The organism is Streptomyces alfalfae, from assembly GCF_004127445.1.
Lineage (GTDB): Bacteria > Actinomycetota > Actinomycetes > Streptomycetales > Streptomycetaceae > Streptomyces > Streptomyces alfalfae.
This window is the reverse complement of record NZ_QEXM01000012.1, coordinates 86778-105261: the sequence shown is the minus strand read 5'-3', so window position 1 is coordinate 105261 and position 18484 is coordinate 86778. Positions and strand designations below refer to the sequence as shown.

2 protein-coding genes are annotated in these 18484 nt (G+C 75.7%); both read left to right on the top strand.

Translation table 11 applies throughout. The features are described from left to right. Positions 1 to 77 precede the first annotated feature (77 nt). Positions 78 to 14975, top strand: coding sequence for an SDR family NAD(P)-dependent oxidoreductase (locus tag DCW30_RS03285; RefSeq protein WP_076682358.1), 14898 nt, complete (start codon positions 78 to 80; stop codon positions 14973 to 14975). Continuing rightward, a complete protein-coding gene (locus DCW30_RS03280; RefSeq protein ID WP_076682356.1) occupies positions 14972 to 18484 on the top strand; it encodes an amino acid adenylation domain-containing protein in 3513 nt (1170 codons plus the stop codon). The genes DCW30_RS03285 and DCW30_RS03280 overlap by 4 nt, the downstream gene beginning before the upstream one ends.

Here is an 18484-nt window from a genome sequence, read left to right as displayed (position 1 = left end):
GCACCGGCAGCACGCACGCCGGGCCGCCCAGCGGCAGCAGCACTCCGAGCCGAGCAGCAAGGGAAGAGGGAACGACCGTGAGTTCGCACGACGCCACCGAGGTGTCAGGGAACGACATCGCCATCGTCGGCATGGCCGGGCGCTTCCCCGGCGCCGACAGCGTGGGGGAATTCTGGGAGCTGCTGCGCGCGGGCCGCGAGGGCATCACCCGGTTCGGCGACGAGGAGCTGGCCGCCGCCGGAGTGCCCGAAGCGCTGCGCGCCGACCCCGCGTACGTGCGGGCCCACGGCATCCTGCCGGACGTCGACCTGTTCGACACCGGCTTCTTCGAGTTCACCCCCGCCGAGGCCGAGGTCATCGACCCTCAGCAGCGCCTCTTCCTGCAGAGCTGCCACACGGCCCTCGAGGACGCCGGCTACGACCCCCGCCGCTACGACGGGCTGATCAGCGTCTACGGCGGCGCCGCCATCAACACCTACCTCCAGCGGCACGTCCTGCCGAGCATCGACCAGACCGCCACCTCCGACCACTTCAAGGTCATGGTCGGCAACGACAAGGACTTCCTCGCCACCCGCGTCAGCTACAAGCTCGACCTGCGCGGACCGAGCTACAGCGTCCAGACGGCCTGCTCGACCTCGCTCGTGGCCATCCACCTCGCCTGCCAGGGGCTCATCAACGGCGAGTGCGACATGGCGCTCGCGGGCGGTGTGACGGTCAAACTGCCGCAGGTGCGCGGCTACCTGTACGAGGAGGGCGCGATCCTCTCGCCGGACGGGCGGGTCCGCACCTTCGACGCGGACGCCGGCGGCACCGTCCTCGGCAACGGCGTCGGCATCGTCGTCCTCAAGCTCCTCGAAGACGCCCTCGACGCGGGCGACACCGTCCACGCCGTGATCAAGGGCACCGCCACCAACAACGACGGCTCCCTGAAGGTCAGTTACGCCGCCCCCGGCAAGGAGGGCCAGGCCGCCGTCATCACCGAGGCGCACGCCGTCTCGGGCACCGACCCGGGCAGCGTCTCGTACGTCGAGGCGCACGGCACCGCGACACGCCTCGGCGACCCGGTGGAGGTCTCCGCGCTCACCGACGCGTTCCGCCGCGGCACGCCCGACACGGGCTTCTGCGCCATCGGCTCCCTGAAATCCAACGTCGGCCACCTGGACGCCGCGGCGGGCGTCGCAGGAGTCATCAAGACGGCGCTCATGCTGCGCCACCGCTCCCTCGTCCCCACCCTCCACTACGAACGGCCCAACCCGGCCATCGACTTCGCCGCCACCCCGTTCTACGTCAACACCGAGACCAGGCCGTGGGAGGGCGAGGGACCGCTGCGGGCCGGGGTCAGCTCCTTCGGCATCGGCGGGACCAACGCGCACGCGATCCTCCAGGAGGCCCCGGGCCAGGGCCCGAGCGAGCCCTCCCCGCGCGAGGAACAGCTCCTGGTGCTCTCCGCCAAGACCCCCACCGCCCTCGACACCCTCACCGACGCCCTCGCCGACCACTTCGAGGCGGACCCCGGCGCCGACATCGCGGATGCCGCGTACACCCTCGCGATGGGCCGCCAGGCCCACCGCCACCGGCGCGCGGTGATCTGCGCCGGCCCCGCCGAAGCCGTACGCGCCCTGCGTGCGGCGCGCGCCGAACCCGGCCGCGCGACCGGCGAGGCCCCGGCCGCCGACGGACAGCGGCCTTTCACACCGGACCCGCAGCTCGCGGGCCGCGCGCTCCTCGACGCCGTGCGCACCGCGTGGCTCGACGGCGCGGAGGTGGACTGGGCGGGGTTCTACGCGGGCGAGCGGCGCCGCCGCGTCCCGCTGCCGACGTACCCCTTCGAGGGCCGCAGGGTATGGCTCGAACCGCCGCCGGAGCCCGCGGCGGCCGCCCCGGCGGAGGGCCCGCATCCGCTGCTCGGCGCCAACGTCTCGACCCTGGCCGAGCACCGCTACGCCACCACCCTGACCGGCGAGGAGTTCTTCATCGCCGACCACCGCGTCGAGGGCCGGGCCATCATGCCCGCCGTCGCCTACCTGGAGATGGCCCGCGCCGCGGGCGCGCTGTCCCTGCCCCCGGGCACGCGGACACTGGCCCGGGTCTCCTTCGAACGGCCGCTGTCCTTCGGGCACGGACCGCGTACGGTGCACGTCGAGCTGACCCCGCACGGGGACGCCGCACGGTTCGCGATCACCGACCCCACCGCGACGGCGACGGGCGAGCCCGAGGTCTTCGCCCGCGGCGAACTGTCCGCCCGGGCCCCCGCCGACGCCCCGGCCCCGGCGGACCCGGCCGCCATCGGGGAACGCTGCCCCGACCTGCTCGCCGCGGCGGACCTCTACGACCTGCTGCGGACCCGCGGCCTCGACTACGGCCCCGCCATGCGGTCCCTGCGGGAGCTGCGCCGCGGCGGCGACGAGGCCCTGGCCGTCCTCGAACTGCCCGCCGGCGCCTTCCCGGCGGGGGAGCGCGCCAGTGACGCCTTCGTCCTGCACCCTTCGCTGCTCGACGCCGCCCTGCACGCGGTGGTGGGCCTGCTCGCCGCCCGCGAGGACGACGGCACCACCTACCTGCCGCTGGCGCTCGGCGGCCTCGAAGTGCTCCGCCCGCTGCCCCGGCACTGCCTCGCACACGTCACGCTGCCCGCCCACGGCGCCGGGGAGAAGCAGACCAAGGCCGACGTCGACCTCCTCGACGCCGAGGGACGGCTGCTGGCCCGCCTGCGCGACCTGTCCGTACGGACACGCAGGCACGGTCACGACGAGCCGGAGACGGCCCTCTTCGCCGGGGTCTGGGAGACCACCGCCGCCGAGGCCCCGGCGGCGCCGCCCGCGGGCCCGCGGCTCCTCCTCGCGCACGACCCCGCCCTGCGCGAAGCGCTCCGGGGCGCCGGCGACGCGGGCCCCGCGGTGGTCGTCGCCACGCCCGGCGAGGAGTTCACGCAGGTGGACGACGACCACTACACCGTGGACCCCTACCGCCAGGAGGACTTCGCCGCGCTCCTCGACCGGCTCGCCGAGACCGGCCGCACCCCTTCCGCCGTGCTGCACACCTGGTGCGCGGGCGAAGACGCCCACGACCACGACGGGGCGCGCTCGGTCTTCGCCCTGACCAAGGCGCTCCTCGCACGCCGTGGCGGCGACCGCACCGCGCTGCTCGTCGCCCACCGGACCGACGCGCACGGAGCGCGCCCCGCCGAGGCCGCCCTCGCCGGGTTCGCGCGCAGCGCCACGCTGGAGAACCCGCGCCTCACCCACCGCCTGGTCGGCCTGGACGCCGCGACACCGCTCCTGCCCACGCTCGCCGACGAACTCGCCCGCCTGGACGACGGCGAGACCGAGACCCGGCACAGCGGCGGCGTCCGGCACGTGCGGCGCCACCGGCGGCTGACCGAAGTCGCGGCAGGAACCGTGGCCGGGACCGGGGACGCGAGCATCCCGCCGGCCGAGGGCGGCGCCTTTCTGATCACCGGAGGCGCCGGCAGCCTCGGTCTGACCCTGGCCGAACACCTCGCCGCGCGCACCGGGGCCCCGCTCGTCCTGCTCGGCAGGTCCGCGCCCGCCCCGGCCGCCGCCCGGCGCGTCGAAGCCCTGCGGGCCGCCGGGCACGACGTCACCCTCCGCCACGCGGACGTCACCGACGAGGCGGCCCTGCGCGAGGCCATCGGGTCCGTCCGCGCCGAGCACGGGGCGATACGCGGGATCGTGCACGCGGCGGGCACGCTGGACGACGCCTATCTGCTGCACAAGAGCTGGGAGGAGTTCACCGGGGTCGTCGGCCCCAAGGCGCTCGGCGCGCGGCTCCTCGACCGGCTCACCGCCGACGACCCGCTGGACTTCTTCGTCTGCTTCTCCTCCATCGCCGCCGCGTTCGGCAACGCGGGCCAGAGCGACTACGCCTACGCCAACGCCTACCTCGACGCCTTCGCCGAGCGCCGCCGCGCCCGGGTGGCCGCGGGCAGCCGCTTCGGCCGTACGCTCTCGCTCGGCTGGCCGCTCTGGTCGGCGGGCGGCATGCGCCAGGACGAGGACGCCGTGCGGGCGCTGCGGCACCGTACGGGACTGTCCCCGATGCCCACGGACGCCGGGCTCGCCGCCTTCGACCGGGCGCTGCGGCAGGACGGCGGCGCACTGCTCGTCGGCCACGGGGACCTGGCCCGTGTCGCGGCGGCGCTCGAACCCGCCCCCGTGCGCAAGCCGGTCGCCGCCGGGGGAGCGGCGGACGCCGGGCCTTCCGGGACCGATCCGACCGAGTGGGCCGCCGGCTTCCTGCGGCGGCTGCTCGCCGAGCGCACGAAACTCGACGCGCGGGAGATCGACCCGCGGGTGCCGTTCGACCGCTACGGCATCGACTCGCTGGTCATCACCCAGCTCAACGCGGAACTCGAACGGCACTTCGACGACCTGCCGAAGACGCTGTTCTTCGAGTACGCCACGCTGGAGGAGCTGGCGGAGTACTTCGCCGCGGAGTACGCCGAACGGCTCCGGGAGCTGGCGGCGACGGACGACGGCCCGGCGGACGACGGCCCGGCGGGCGGGGCCGCCGCACCCGCCGCGGACGCCTCCGCCGGCTCCCCGGAGACCCGGCCCGCGCTCACGGCCCGCGCCACGGGACCCGCCGCCCATCGGCCCGGCCCCGCCGCCGACGACTCCCACGCCGTGGCCGTCATCGGTCTCGCCGGCCGCTACCCCATGGCCGACGACGTCGACGAGTTCTGGGACAACCTCGCCGAAGGGCGGGACTGCGTCACCGAGATCCCCGCCGACCGCTGGGACCACGACCGCTACTTCGACGCCGACCCGTCGGCCCCCGGCCGCGCCTTCTCCAAGTGGGGCGGCTTCCTGCGCGACGTGGACCGCTTCGACCCGCTGTTCTTCGGCATCTCGCCGCGCGAGGCGGAGCTGATGGACCCGCAGGAGCGCCTGTTCCTGCAGAACGCCTGGCACGTGTTCGAGGACGCCGGCTACCGCAGGGACGAGCTGTCCGGCCGCCCGGTCGGGGTCTTCGTCGGCGTGATGTACGGCGAGTACCAGCTCTACGGCGCGGCGGACGCCGAGCGCGGCGGCATCCGGGTCACCGGTTCCTCGTTCGCCTCCATCGCCAACCGCGTCTCGTACACCCTGGGCCTGAACGGGCCGAGCATCGCGCTCGACACCATGTGCTCGTCCTCGCTGACCGCGATCCACCTGGCCTGCGAGAGCCTGCGCGGCGGGGAGAGCGAGGTGGCCGTCGCGGGCGGGGTGAACCTCTCCCTGCACCCGTACAAGTACGTCTTCCTCAGCCAGGGCCGCTTCGTCTCCGCCGACGGCAGGTGCCGTGCCTTCGGCGCCGGGGGCACGGGGTACGTGCCGGGCGAGGGCGTCGGCGCGGTGCTGCTCAAGCCGCTGGCCGCGGCCGAGCGCGACGGCGACCACATCTACGGGGTGATCAGGGGACACGCCGTCAACCACGGCGGCAGGACCAACGGGTACACCGTGCCGAGCCCGCACGCGCAGGCCGACTCCGTGCGCCGCGCGCTGGGCGTGGCCGGTCTCGAACCGGCCGACATCGGATACGTCGAGGCCCACGGCACCGGCACGTCCCTCGGCGATCCGATCGAGATCGCCGGGCTCGCCAAGGCCTTCGGCGCGTCCAGGGCGGACGGCCCGCGGTGGCCCATCGGCTCGGTGAAGTCCAACATCGGCCACCTCGAATCGGCGGCCGGCATCGCCGGACTCACCAAGGTGCTGCTCCAGTTCAAGCACCGGCGTCTCGCGCCCTCGCTGCACGCCGACGAGCTGAACCCCAACATCGACTTCGGGCGCTCCCCGTTCCACGTGCAGCGCGAGGCCGCCGACTGGCCCGCGCCCGTAGGGGAGCACGGGACGGCGCCGCGCCGCGCCGGGCTCAGCTCGTTCGGCGCGGGCGGCTCCAACGCCCACCTCGTCGTCGAGGAGTACCGCGACGGCCCCGAGCGCCCCGAACGGCCCGTCGCCGGGCAGCGTTTCGCACGTCCGCTGGTCTTCCCGCTCTCCGCACGCGACACCGAACGGCTCGGCGTCTACGCGGGCCGCCTCGCCGACTTCGCCGAACGCGAGGCGGTACGCGCCGAAGACCTCGCCCATACGCTCCAGCACGGTCGCGAGGTCATGGACGAACGCCTCGCCGTGGTCGCCGACGACGGCGCCGCCCTCGTCAGGGCGCTCCGCGCCTTCCAGCAGGGCTCCCCGTGCCCCGGGCTCGTGACCGGCGCGTCCTCGGGGTCCGGGCGGCCGGCGGAGCACGGCGGGGCGTTCGACGCCGCCACGCGCTGGACGCGCGACGGATCGGCCGACTGGAGCGCGATCGCCCCCGGCGGCCCGAAGCCCCGCCGCGTCCCCGCGCCCCGCTACCCCTTCGCCCGCGAGCGCTACTGGGCGCCCGCGGCCGACCGCGGCGACGGCGGCACTCCCGCCCGCCTCCACCCGCTGCTCGACGCCAACGAGTCGACCGTCGACGAGATCCGCTTCCGCCGTGCCTTCCGGGCCGGCGAACCGCTCGTACGCGACCACGTCATCGAGGGGCGGGCCCTGCTCGCCGGGGCCGTCTGCCTGGAGATGGCGCGCGCGGCGGCCGGGCTCGCCGGTCTCGACGACGCGCTCGGCCTGCGCGACGTGCTGTGGGGGCGGCCGGTGGTGATCGAGGACGGGCAGTCCGTCGACGTGTACGTGGGCCTGGCCCGCACGGGCGGCGGACCGGACCCGGCGGGCGGCGGACCGGACCGCGCGAGCCGCGAACTGGCCTTCACGGTCTGGACGTCACAAGGGACCGAGCGCACGGTGCACGTGCGCGGCACGGTGTACACGAGCCCGGTAGGTCCCGCCGAAGCCGGACCCACCGACCTGGCCGCCCTCCGCGCGAGCTGCCCCGAGGTCCGCGACCGCGCGGCGGTCCGGGCCGCCTACGACAGCGCGCGCTTCGCCTACGGGCCCGCGTTCGACGTCATCGAGGAGGCCAGGTCCGGCGACGGCGGCGCGCTCCTCACCCTCACCCTGCCCGAGGCGGACGGCGTGTCGCTGCTGCCTCCCGCGCTGCTCGACGGCGCGCTGCGGGCCTGCCACTGGGCGGACCGCCCCTCGCCGGAGGAGAGCGGGAGCCTGGCGGTGCCGTTCAACCTCGGCGCGCTGGAGATCCGCGCGCCACGGGGGCTGCCGCGCAGGTGCCACGCGCACGCGGTGCCCGCCGGGCCCGCCGGGGACGCCTCCGGGCTGCGCCGGTTCGACGTGCGGATACTCGACGAGGCCGGGGCCGAGCTGGTCCGTGTCGACGGCTTCGGCGGCCGTCATCTGGCGCGGGAGGACGCCCCGTTCTTCTACGAGCAGGTCTGGGAGGACCAGGACCTCGTGGCGGGCGCCGCTCCCGGCGCCGACGCCGTGCTCGTCCTCGGGGACGACGACGAGGTGGCCCGTGGCCTCGCGGGACCGGCCGGCGGGCGGCGCGTCATCGACGTACGCGTGGCGCGGGAGTTCGCCAGGACCGGGCCCGGCCGGTACGCCGTCGACCCCACGCGGCCCGGCGACTTCGAACGCCTCATCGCGGACCTGGCACGGGACGGCGTCCGCTCGCTCGACGTCGTGCACCTGTGGGGCCTGACGGCCGAGCCCGTCGACTACGGGCGCGCGGGCGCCTCCGCGGAGGCGGAGGCCGCACTCGACGGCGCCTTCGCGCGCGGACTGCGTTCCCTGCGCTCCCTCGCCCTCGCCCTGGACGCCGTCCGCCTCCCCGGCCGGGTGCGCTGCGCCTACGTGCTCGACGGCACGGAGCACGGTGCACGCCCCGAGCAGGAGGCCGTGGCGGGTTTCGCGCTCTCCCTCGCCGGGGTGCTGCCGCGCTGCGAACTGTTCACCGTGGCCCGCGCCGACGGGCCGGAGCTGCCCGCTGTGCTGGACGCCGAACTGGCGCGGGGCGGACGCCTCGCGGGGGCGGAGATCCGCCACTCGGCGGCGGGCCGCCAGGTCCGGGTCCTGCGCAGGGCCGAGGCGTCGGGCACCGGGGCCGCTGTCCCGCTCAAGCGGGGCGGGACCTACCTCATCACCGGCGGCACCGGCGGCATCGGCCTGGAGCTGGCCCGCCACCTGGCGTCGACCTACCGGGCGCGACTCGTGCTGGTCAGCCGCTCCGCCGACCGGCCGGCGGCGCGCGAGGCCGCGGACGGGCTCGTCGCGCTCGGCGGCGAGGTGCTGCTCGCGGCGGCCGACACCGCCGACGCGGCGGGCATGCGGGCCGCGGTGGCACGGGCCAAGGAGCGCTTCGGGCACCTCGACGGCGTCTTCCACCTCGCGGGCGCCGCCGACCAGTGCTCGCTGCTCGAAGCGGACGCCGCCCGCTTCACCGAACTGCTCTCGGTGAAGGCGCACGGGGTCCGGCTGCTCGACGCGCTCACCGCCGACGAACCGCTGGACCTGTTCGTCGTCTTCTCCTCCATCGCCTCGGTCGTCGGCGACTTCGGCGCCTGCGCCTACGCGGCGGCGAACCGCTTCCTCGACTCCTACGCGGAACTGCGCGACGCCCGGGTCCGCGAGGGCCGGGCCTCCGGCCGCACCCTCTCCCTTGCCTGGCCTCTCTGGCGGATCGGCGGCGTGGACGCCCTGATGGGCGAGCAGGAGCGCGCCGGGTACCGCCACCGCACCGGGATGCGGGAGTTCACCGGCGAGGAGGGGCTGCGCGCCCTCGAACTGGCCTGGCGCACGGGCCGGGTCCGGCTCGTGCCCGCGGTCGGCGACCCCGCGGCCGTGGACGCGGCGCTCTCCCCGCGTGCGCCGGGCACGCCCCCGCACACCACGAAGCCTCCGCACACCACGGCGCCTCCGCACACCACGGCGCCCCCGCACACCAAGGCGTCGCCCGCCGCGCCCGCGGCGGGCCCCATGGTCGTCCCACCGCCCGCCACGCCCGCCCCCGCCCCCGCCCTGCTCGACCGCATGCGGGACCACGTACGGGCCCTGCTCGGCCAAGTGCTCGGCCTCGCGGCGGAGCGCATCGACGACCACACCGCCCTGGACGCCTACGGGCTCGACTCCGTGCTGGTCATGGAGACCAACGAGCACCTGGACCGGGACTTCCCCGGCGCCCGCGGCACCCTGCTCTTCGAGTACCGCACGGTGCACGACCTCGCCGCCCACCTCCTGGACGAACACCCCGACGCGGCCCGGCGGCTGTTCCCCGACGAGGCCGCGCCCCGCACGCCCCCGGTGACCGTCGAGGAGCGGCCCGCCGCCCCCGTCGCACCCGTCCCGCCCCGGCGGGAACCCGAGGGCGACGACGACATCGCCATCATCGGCATGGGCGGGCGCTACCCGCACGCCCGCGACCTGACGGAGTTCTGGGAGAACCTGCGCCGGGGCCACGACGCGGTCACCGAGGTGCCCCGCGACCGCTGGGACGCCGAGGCGCACTTCGCCGACGACCACGCCACTCCCGGCGCGAGCTACGGCAAGTGGGGCGGCTTCCTGGCGGACGTCGACGCCTTCGACTCGCTGTTCTTCCGCATCCCGCCCTCACAGGCCAAGCTGATGGACCCGCAGGAACGCCTGTTCCTGGAGGCCGCCTGGTCGGCGCTGGAGAACGCCGGCTACCCGCCCTCGCGCCTGCCGCGCCCCCGCTTCGGGGGCCAGGGCCGCGACGTGGGCGTCTTCGCCGGCGTGATGTGGGGCGACTACGCCCAGCTCGCCGCCGAGGAGTCCGCGCGGGGCAACCACCACACGGTCCTCGCCAACCGCTCCGCCATCGCCAACCAGGTCTCCTACTTCGGTGACTTCCGCGGCCCCAGCGTGGTCGTGGACACCGCCTGCTCGGCCTCGCTCGTCGCCCTGCACCAGGCCTGCGAGAGCGTACGCCGGGGAGAGTGCCGCTACGCCATCGCGGGCGGCGTCAACGTCTCGGCGCACCCGTCGAAGTACGCGCACCTGAGCCGGATGCGGATGCTCTCCACCGACGGCCGCTGCCGCTCCTTCGGCGCGGGCGGCGACGGCTACGTGCCGGGCGAGGGCGTGGGCGCGGTGCTGCTCAAGCGGCTCTCGGAGGCCGTGGCCGACGGCGACCACATCCACGCGGTGATCAAGGCGACGGCGGTCAACCACGGCGGTCGCACCGGCGGCTACACCGTGCCCAACCCCCAGGCGCAGCAGGCCCTCGTCGAAGAGGCCCTGCACCGCGCGGGCATCGACCCGCGCACCATCGGCTACGTCGAGGCGCACGGCACGGGCACCGCCCTCGGCGACCCCATCGAGCACACGGCCCTGCAACAGGCCTTCGCCGGCGCCACGCGGAAGCCGGGCGCCATCGCCCTCGGCTCGGTGAAGTCGAACATCGGCCATCTGGAGGGCGCCGCGGGCATCGCGGGCGTCACCAAGGCCGTGCTCCAGCTCGCCCACGGTCAGTTGGCGCCCTCGCTGCACTCCGAGGAGACCAACCCGATCATCGACTTCGCCCGGTCGCCGTTCCGCGTGCAGCGCACCCTCGCCGACTGGGCGCGGCCCGTCACCGAGGTGGCCGGGGTACGGGTGGAGCAGCCGCGCAGGGCGAGCGTCAGCTCGTTCGGCGCGGGCGGCACCAACGCCCATGTGATCCTGGAGGAGTACCGCGCCCCCGAGGAGCGGCCCGCCGCCCCGTCCGGCGGCCCCGAACTGCTCGTGCTCTCCGCGCGCAACCCGGAGCGGCTGCGCGCCTACGCCGCCGAGATGGCCGCCCATCTGCGCAGGGAGCGCCCCGCCCTCGCCGACGTCGGCCACACCCTGCGCGTCGGCCGCGAGGCGCTGCCCGAACGCCTCGCCTTCCCGGCGGCCGACATCGACGACGCCGCCGACACGTTCGCCGCCTTCGCCGACGGGGAGAGCGTCCCCTCGGCGATCACCGGCAACGCCGAGGGGCACACCGCGCTGGCCGACGTGTTCACCGACGGCGCGGGCCCGGACTTCCTCCGGACGCTCGCCGCCGCCGGGGACCACCCCCGGCTCGCCAGGCTCTGGGTCTCCGGCGCCTTCGCCGCATGGGCGGCCCTTGAGGAGTTCGCGGCGGCCGGGTGCCGCACGCTGCCGCTGCCGGGCTACCCGTTCGAGCGCCCGCGCCACTGGCTGCCCGTCACCCGCACGGAACCGACCGAGGCGCCACGCCTGTCGGCACAGACTCCGGCGCGGCCCACACAGCCCCGAACGGCGGCCACGACCCTGAGCCTCGCGCCCACCGACCCGGTCGTACGCGACCACGTGGTCGGCGGCCGTGCGGTCCTGCCCGGCGTCGGCCACCTGGACCTGGTGGCCCGCGCCCTGGGCGCGGACGCGGCGCGGGGCTTCCGCGACGTGCGCTGGCTCTCCCCGCTCACGGTGCCGGACACCGGTGCCGAGGTCCTCCTCACGACCGAGCCGGACGCCACCTCGGCGCTCGGCTACCGCCTGAGCGCACCCCCGACCGATGAGGGACCGACCGGCGACGGCCCCGTGTTCTCGCTGGGCCAGGTCCTCGCCTCCCTGCCCGACCGCCCCGAGCCCCTCCCCATCGACCTGCTCAAGGCGGACTGCCCGCGCGAGGTGAGCCACGAGGAGCTGTACGCGGGCCTGCGCGGGCAAGGCCTGCCCTACGGCCCCCACTTCCGGCGCGTGACGCGGGCGTGGACCGGCGAAGGGACCGCCCTCGCCCGGCTGAGCCGGCCCCGCGAGGACTCCGGCGCGGCTCCCGGCCCGCTGGACCCCGGCACGCTCGACGCCGCACTGCACCCGCTGGCCCTGCTGCTCGCCGACAGCGGCGCGAGCGCCCGGCCGCTGCTGCCGTTCGCCGCCGACAGGGTGGAGATCCACGCCGCCCTGCCCGACGAAGGCTGGTCCCACGTCCGCGACCTGGGCTCGCGGCACTTCGACGTGACCGTGACCGATACCGGGGGCCGCGTCTGCCTACGCGTCGTCGGCCTGGCCCTGCGGGAGCTGAAGCCGGAGCCGTCCATCGACTACCGGCCCCGCTGGGCGGTGGCGCCCCCGGCCGCCGCCGGCATCGCCGCACCCCGGACCGTCCTGACCGTCACGGGCGAGGAAGGCGCGCCGCAGGCCGACATCCTGCGCGAGGCCCACCCGGACGCCGAACACGTACGGCTGACCATCGGCGAGGGCGGCCTGGACGAGCGCGCGACGGAAGAACTCCTGGCCCGCGCCCCGGAGATCGACCTGGTGTACTTCCTGGACGCCGCCGGCACGGACGGACCGGTGGACGACAGGGCCGGGCTGCACGCGGCGCAGGACCGGGGCACCGTCTCGCTGCACCGGCTGATCCGTGGCCTCGACCGCGCGGGCGTGCTCGACAGGCCCCTGTCCCTCAAGGTGCTCACCGCCGACGGCCTGCCGCTCGGCGACGACGACGCGGTGCGCCCCACGGCCGCCGGGCTGATCGGCTACTGCGAGGTCGCCGCCAAGGAGTTCCCGCGGCTCTCCGCGGCCTGCCTCGACGTGCGGGGCGGTGAACTGGACGCGGGTGTCGCCGCGTTGGTCAAGGAGCCGGCGCTCGCCAAGGTCCGTGCGGTGTCGCTGCGCGGCGGTGTTCGGCGCGTCCGCCGGCTCGAAGCGGTGCAGATGCCCGCCGCCCCGACCCGCTTCCGTGAGCGCGGGGTGTACCTGATCATCGGCGGCCTCGGGGTGCTCGGGCGTGACACCGCCCGCCATCTGGCCCGCACCTACCGCGCCCGCCTGGTCCTCGTCGGCCGCGGGGCGCTGGACGAGCGCCGCCGCGCCGACCTCGCGGCGCTCCAGGAGCCGGACGCCGAGGTGTCGTACGTACGGTGTGACGCCGGCGACCCGGCGGCCCTGCGGCAAGTGATCGATGAGACCAAGGACCGCTTCGGCGCGCTCCACGGCGTCATCCACTCCGCGATGGTGCTCGTCGACAAGCCCGTCAGGGACCTCTCCGAGGCCGAGCTGCGCACCGCTCTCGACGCCAAGGCGGACACGGTGTGGAGCATGTTCCACGCCCTGCGCGGAGAGCGGCCGGACTTCGTGCTCCTGTACTCCTCCGCGGTCACCCTGGAGGGCAACCACGGCCAGGCCGGCTACGCGGCGGGCTGCCACGTCGCCGACGCGTGGGCGCACGCCGCGGCCCGCACCGCGCCCTACCCCGTCCGCACCGTCAACTGGGGCTACTGGCACGCCGCGGGTGACGCCCACCGCGAACGCGTCCTGAGCCGCTTCGCCGCCGCGGGCATCCGGCCCATCGGCGCGGAGGAGGGCATGACGGCCGTGGAGCGGGTGCTCTCGGGCGCGCTGCCGCAGATGCTCGTCGTCAAGGCCGACCCGAAGATCCTCGCCGGTCTCGGCGTCGACCCGGACACGGTGCTGCGGGCGCAGCCGGAGCGGCCGGCCCCGCCCGCCCTCATGCCCCCCGGAGGACGCGAGCCGCTGGTCAGGCCCACGCACGGCGGCGCGTCCACGGAGACCGAGGCCTTCGCCCGGCGGCTGCTCGTCGGCGTCCTGCGGACCATGGGCGTCCTGCGCGGCCCCGGCGAGCGGCACACCCGCGACGGGCTCCGCACCCGCCTCGGCGTCGTCGCGGCCCAGGAACGGCTCCTCGGCCTGCTCCTCGACGTCCTGCTGCGCGGCGGCCACCTCCGTGCCGAGGGCGTCGAACTGGTCACCACCCCCCTGGTGGACGACCCGGAACTGCTCCGCTGCGCCGCACGACCGCAGGATGCCGCCGAGGAACTGACGACACGCCACCCCGAGGCGGGACCCGTGACGGCCCTGTTGCTGCGCTGCGTCGAGGCGCTGCCCGGGATACTGACCGGACGGCGCGGACACATGGACGTGCTCTTCCCCGGTGGCTCCTTCGACCTGGTCGAGGCCGTCTACGCGGGCGACCCCGTCACCGACCGGTGCAACGAGCAGGTCGCCGGCACGGTGGTGCGGTATGTGCGGGAGCGCCTGCGCGGGCGGCCCGGCGACCGGGTCAAGGTGCTCGAAGTCGGCGCGGGCACCGGCGGCACCAGCGCCCGCGTCCTGCGCGCCATCGCGGAGGCCGGGCTCGGTGACCACGTCGAGTACCTCTACACCGATGTGTCCGAGGGCTTCGTGCGGCACGGCCGCAAGCGCTTCGGCGCCGACCACCCCTTCGCCGGCTTCCGCGCGCTGGACATCGAACGCGACCCGGGGGAGCAGGGCATCGAGAGCGGCGGCTATGACCTGGTGCTCGGCGCCAACGTCTTCCACGCCACCGCCGGCATCGACCGCACCCTCGCCCACACCAAGCGCCTCCTCGCCACCAACGGCGTGCTGGTGCTCAACGAGGGCGTGGAGCAGCGCGACCAGATGTCCCTGATCTTCGGCCTGGCCACCGGCTGGTGGCTCTTCGAGGACGCGGAGTACCGGCTGCCGCACTCCCCGCTCCTGTCCGTGGCCGCCTGGCGCGACGTCCTCGCCCACCACGGCTTCCGCCGGATCACCGAGGGGCCGCGCCCCGACGGCGGCACGTACCAGTGCGTCCTGGTGGCCGAGAGCGACGGCTTCGTCCCCGTGTCCGCACCGGCCGCACCCGCTCCGGCGGCGTCTCGCCCCGTGGTCACGGCACCCGCCGCGCGGCCCGCCGAAACCGACCGGGTCCGTGCCGCGGAGCGTCGGGTCAAGGCGGTCTTCGCACGCGTCCTTGAGATGTCCGAGGACCTTCTCGACCCCCGCGCCACCTTCGAGAACTACGGCGTGGACTCGCTCGTGGTGCTCAGCCTCACCAAGGAGCTCGAGCAGGAGTACGGGCCGCTGCCGTCCACGCTCCTCTTCGAGCACATCACCATCGAGCGCCTCGCCCGCCACCTGGCCACCACGGGGGCGGGCGCGACACCCGAGCCCGTGATCGCGACCGAGCCCGAGCCCGTGACCGAGCCCGCGGAGCCGGAGCCGGACCCCGGCATCGAGCAGATCGTCGACAGCCTCTCCGACGCGGAGGTGGACCGCCTGCTGCGCCAGTTGAGCCACGTTCTCCAGGACCAGGAGGAGCAGCGATGACCACGTCCTTCAGCGCCGTCCTGATCGGTGAGGAACCCCTCCTCGCCGAGTGCGGCGAGCACCTGCTGACACGGGGGCACCACGTGGCCGCCGTGGTCGCCGAGGACCCGGGGCTGCGCCGCTGGGCCGCCGGGCACGGGCTGACCGTGGTCGATCCCGGCCGGGGCCTCGCGGAGCGGCTGCGTCCGCTGCGGTTCGCGTACCTGTTCAGCGTCACCAACCTGCGGATGCTGTCCGACGACGTCCTCGCGCTGCCCGAGCGGCTGCCCGTCAACTTCCACGACGCGCTGCTGCCCCGGCACGCCGGTCTGCACGCCACCAGCTGGGCCGTCCTGGAGGGCGCCGCCGAGCACGGCGTCACCTGGCACGTCATGGAGCGCGAGGCCGACACGGGCGACGTGCTCAAGCAGCGGGCGGTGCCGGTCGGCCCCGACGACACCGCGTACACCCTCAATCTCGCCTGCTACGAGGCCGCAGCCGCGAGCTTCGGCGAACTCGTCGAGGAACTGGCCGCGGGCACCGAGACCCGCACCCCGCAGGACCTCACCCGGCGCACCTACCACGGGCTCCACGACGGCCCGCCCGACGGCGGCCTGTTCTCCTGGCGGGGCCCCGCCGCCTCCCTGGGCGCCCTGGTGCGCGCCACCGATCTCGGGCCGCACCGCAACACGTTCGGCCTCGCGCTCCTCGCCCTGGGGGAGCGCCTGTTCGCCGTGCGGAAGGCGGAGGTCACCGACCGCCCCTCGACGAGCCCGCCCGGCACCGTGGTCGCCGTGGAAGGTCCGGCCGTGACCGTCGCCACGACCGACTTCGACGTGCGGCTGACGGAGCTGTCCGACCTGGACGGCGGCCCGTCGGCCACGGCGGCGTGGCCGCGCCCCGGCGACCGGTTCACGGAGCTGGACGACGCGGCCCGGCGGCGGTGGACGGCCACGGCCCGCGCCGCGCGCCGTCACGAGCGGCACTGGCTGCCCCTGCTCACCGACCGGGCGCCCCTCGAAGTCCCCTGGCCCGCGGTCCCCGAGCCCGCCGAGCCGTCCGGCGCCCGCACCCTCGCGCGCGCCGAAGTGCCGCCCGGCATCGTGGCCGGGGACCCCGAAGAGGCCAGGGCCTGGCTGCTCGCCGCGCTCCTGCGGTTCCTGGGCCGGATGGCGGGGGAGGACGCAGGCGGGTTCGACGTGGCGCTCCGCCTGACCGGGGTGGCGACCGGGCCCCTGATGGCCGACGCGCCCTTCCGCGTTCCCGCAGGGAGCCGTTCCGTCGCCGGCCTCGCGGAAGCGGTCGCGAGGCGGCTCGCCGAGCCGGCCGAGCGGAGCGCCCCGCTGCGGGGAGCGCACCTGCGCGTGTCCGGCCCCGGCGAACGAGCGGCGCTCGCCGGGACCGCGCTGCCCGTCACGGTGGACCTGAGCGAGGGATACGGCACGGCCCACCACCCCGCCGGGTCCGCCCTGACCGTACGGATCGGCGGGCCGGGGGAGGCGCCACGCGGTGTCGCCTTCCTTCCGGCTCAGGAGAGCAGGGCGCCCGCCGCCCACCAACTGGCGGCGCGCTTCGAGGCGTTCCTGCGCTCGGCCGCCGAACGGCCCGACGAGGACGCCGCACTGCTTCCGCTGCTGTCCGGCGACGAGAGCCGCCTGGTCCTCGACACCTGGAACGACACGGCCGCCGACTACCCCGCCGACCGGTGCGTGCACCAGCTCTTCGCCGAGTGGGCGGCCAGACGCCCGCAGGCGCCCGCCGTCCGTGCCGGCGACACCGTCCTCAGCTACGGCGAACTCGACCGCGCGGTCAACCGCCTCGCACACCGCCTCGCCCGCCTCGGCGCCGGTCCCGGCACACTCGTCGGGGTGTTCCTCGACCGCTCGGCCGACCTGCTCACAGGGCTGCTCGCGGTGTTGCGGACAGGGGCCGCGTACGTGCCGCTCGACCCGGTCTACCCGCCCGAGCGCATCCGGCACATGCTCGACGACTCCGGCGCGCTCCTGGTGCTCACCGAGCCCGCGCTCTCCTCCGCACTGCCCGAGGACTGCCCGGCGCGGGTGGTGGAGACCGGCCCCGGGGACGAGGCGGAGGACGAGGACGGCCTCCCCGACCGGGCGTCCGCCAAGGACCTCGCCTACGTCATCTACACCTCCGGCTCCACCGGTCTGCCCAAGGGCGTCAGGGTCGGTCACCGCGCGCTGACCAACTTCCTCTGCTCCATGGCGCGGGAGCCGGGCTTCGGCCCCGACGACTCCCTGCTCGCGGTCACCACGGCCTGCTTCGACATCGCGGGCCTTGAGCTGTACCTGCCGCTGGTCACGGGTGGGGAGGTGCGGGTGGCGTCCGCGGAGACGGCCGCCGACGGGTTCGCGCTGCGCGAGCTGGTCGAGGCCTGCCGGCCGACCGTCATGCAGGCCACGCCCGTCACCTGGCGCATGCTGATCGGCGCGGGCTGGCAGGGCGGTGCCGGGCTGACCGTCCTGTGCGGCGGCGAGGCGCTGCCCGAGGACCTCGCCGCCGATCTCGTGCGGCGGGCCGATCGGGTCTGGAACATGTACGGGCCGACCGAGACCACCATCTGGTCCTCCCTCGACCGGGTCGAGGCGGGACGCCCCATCACCATCGGCCGTCCGCTCGCCAACACGCGGATGTACGTGCTCGACGAGCGGCTGCGGCCCGTGCCGCCCGGCAGCCCGGGGGAGCTGTACATCGGCGGGGACGGAGTGGCCGACGGCTACCACCGCCGCCCGGAACTCACCGCCGCCAGGTTCCTCGACGACCCCTTCGCGCCCGGCCGCGTCTACCGCACGGGCGACGTGGTGCGGCACCTGCCCGACGGCCGCATCGAGTATCTGCGCCGGGTGGACGGCCAGGTCAAACTGAACGGCTACCGCATCGAGCCGGGCGAGATCGAGTCCGTCCTGCGCGACCACCCCGCCGTCGCCGAGGCAGCGGTGGTCGTACGCGACGACGAGCCCGGCGGCGGCAGACTCGTCGCCTACGCCGTGCCCGAGGGCGCGGGGCAGCTCCCGGCCGCCGCCGAGCTGCGCGCCCACGTACGGGAGCGGCTGCCCGCGTACATGGTCCCGTCAGCCGTCGTCCCGCTGCCCGCGCTCCCGCTGACGCCGAACGGCAAGCTCGACCGCAGGGCCCTGCCCGCCCCGCACGGCGCGGCGGCCCACCCGGGGCGGCCGGACGAGGCCGTGCCGCGCGGCGCGCTCGAACAGCGGATCTCCGCGATCTGGCAGAGCGCGCTCGGCCTCTCGGACGTCGGGGCCGACGTCAACTTCTTCGACGCGGGAGGCGACTCCCTGCGGCTGACCCACGTGGTGGCGCGGCTCCGGGCGGAGCTGCGCCCCTCGCTGAGCCGGCTCGACATGTTCCGTCACCCGACGATCCGGACGATGGCCCGCCACCTCGCGGAGGACGGCGCCCCGCCTCCGCCTGCGGCGCGCGGGCGGCAGCAGGGCGGCCGGGACAGGTCCCTGCTCGGAGCGCGCCGTCGGAGGTCCGGCGCCGAACGCTGA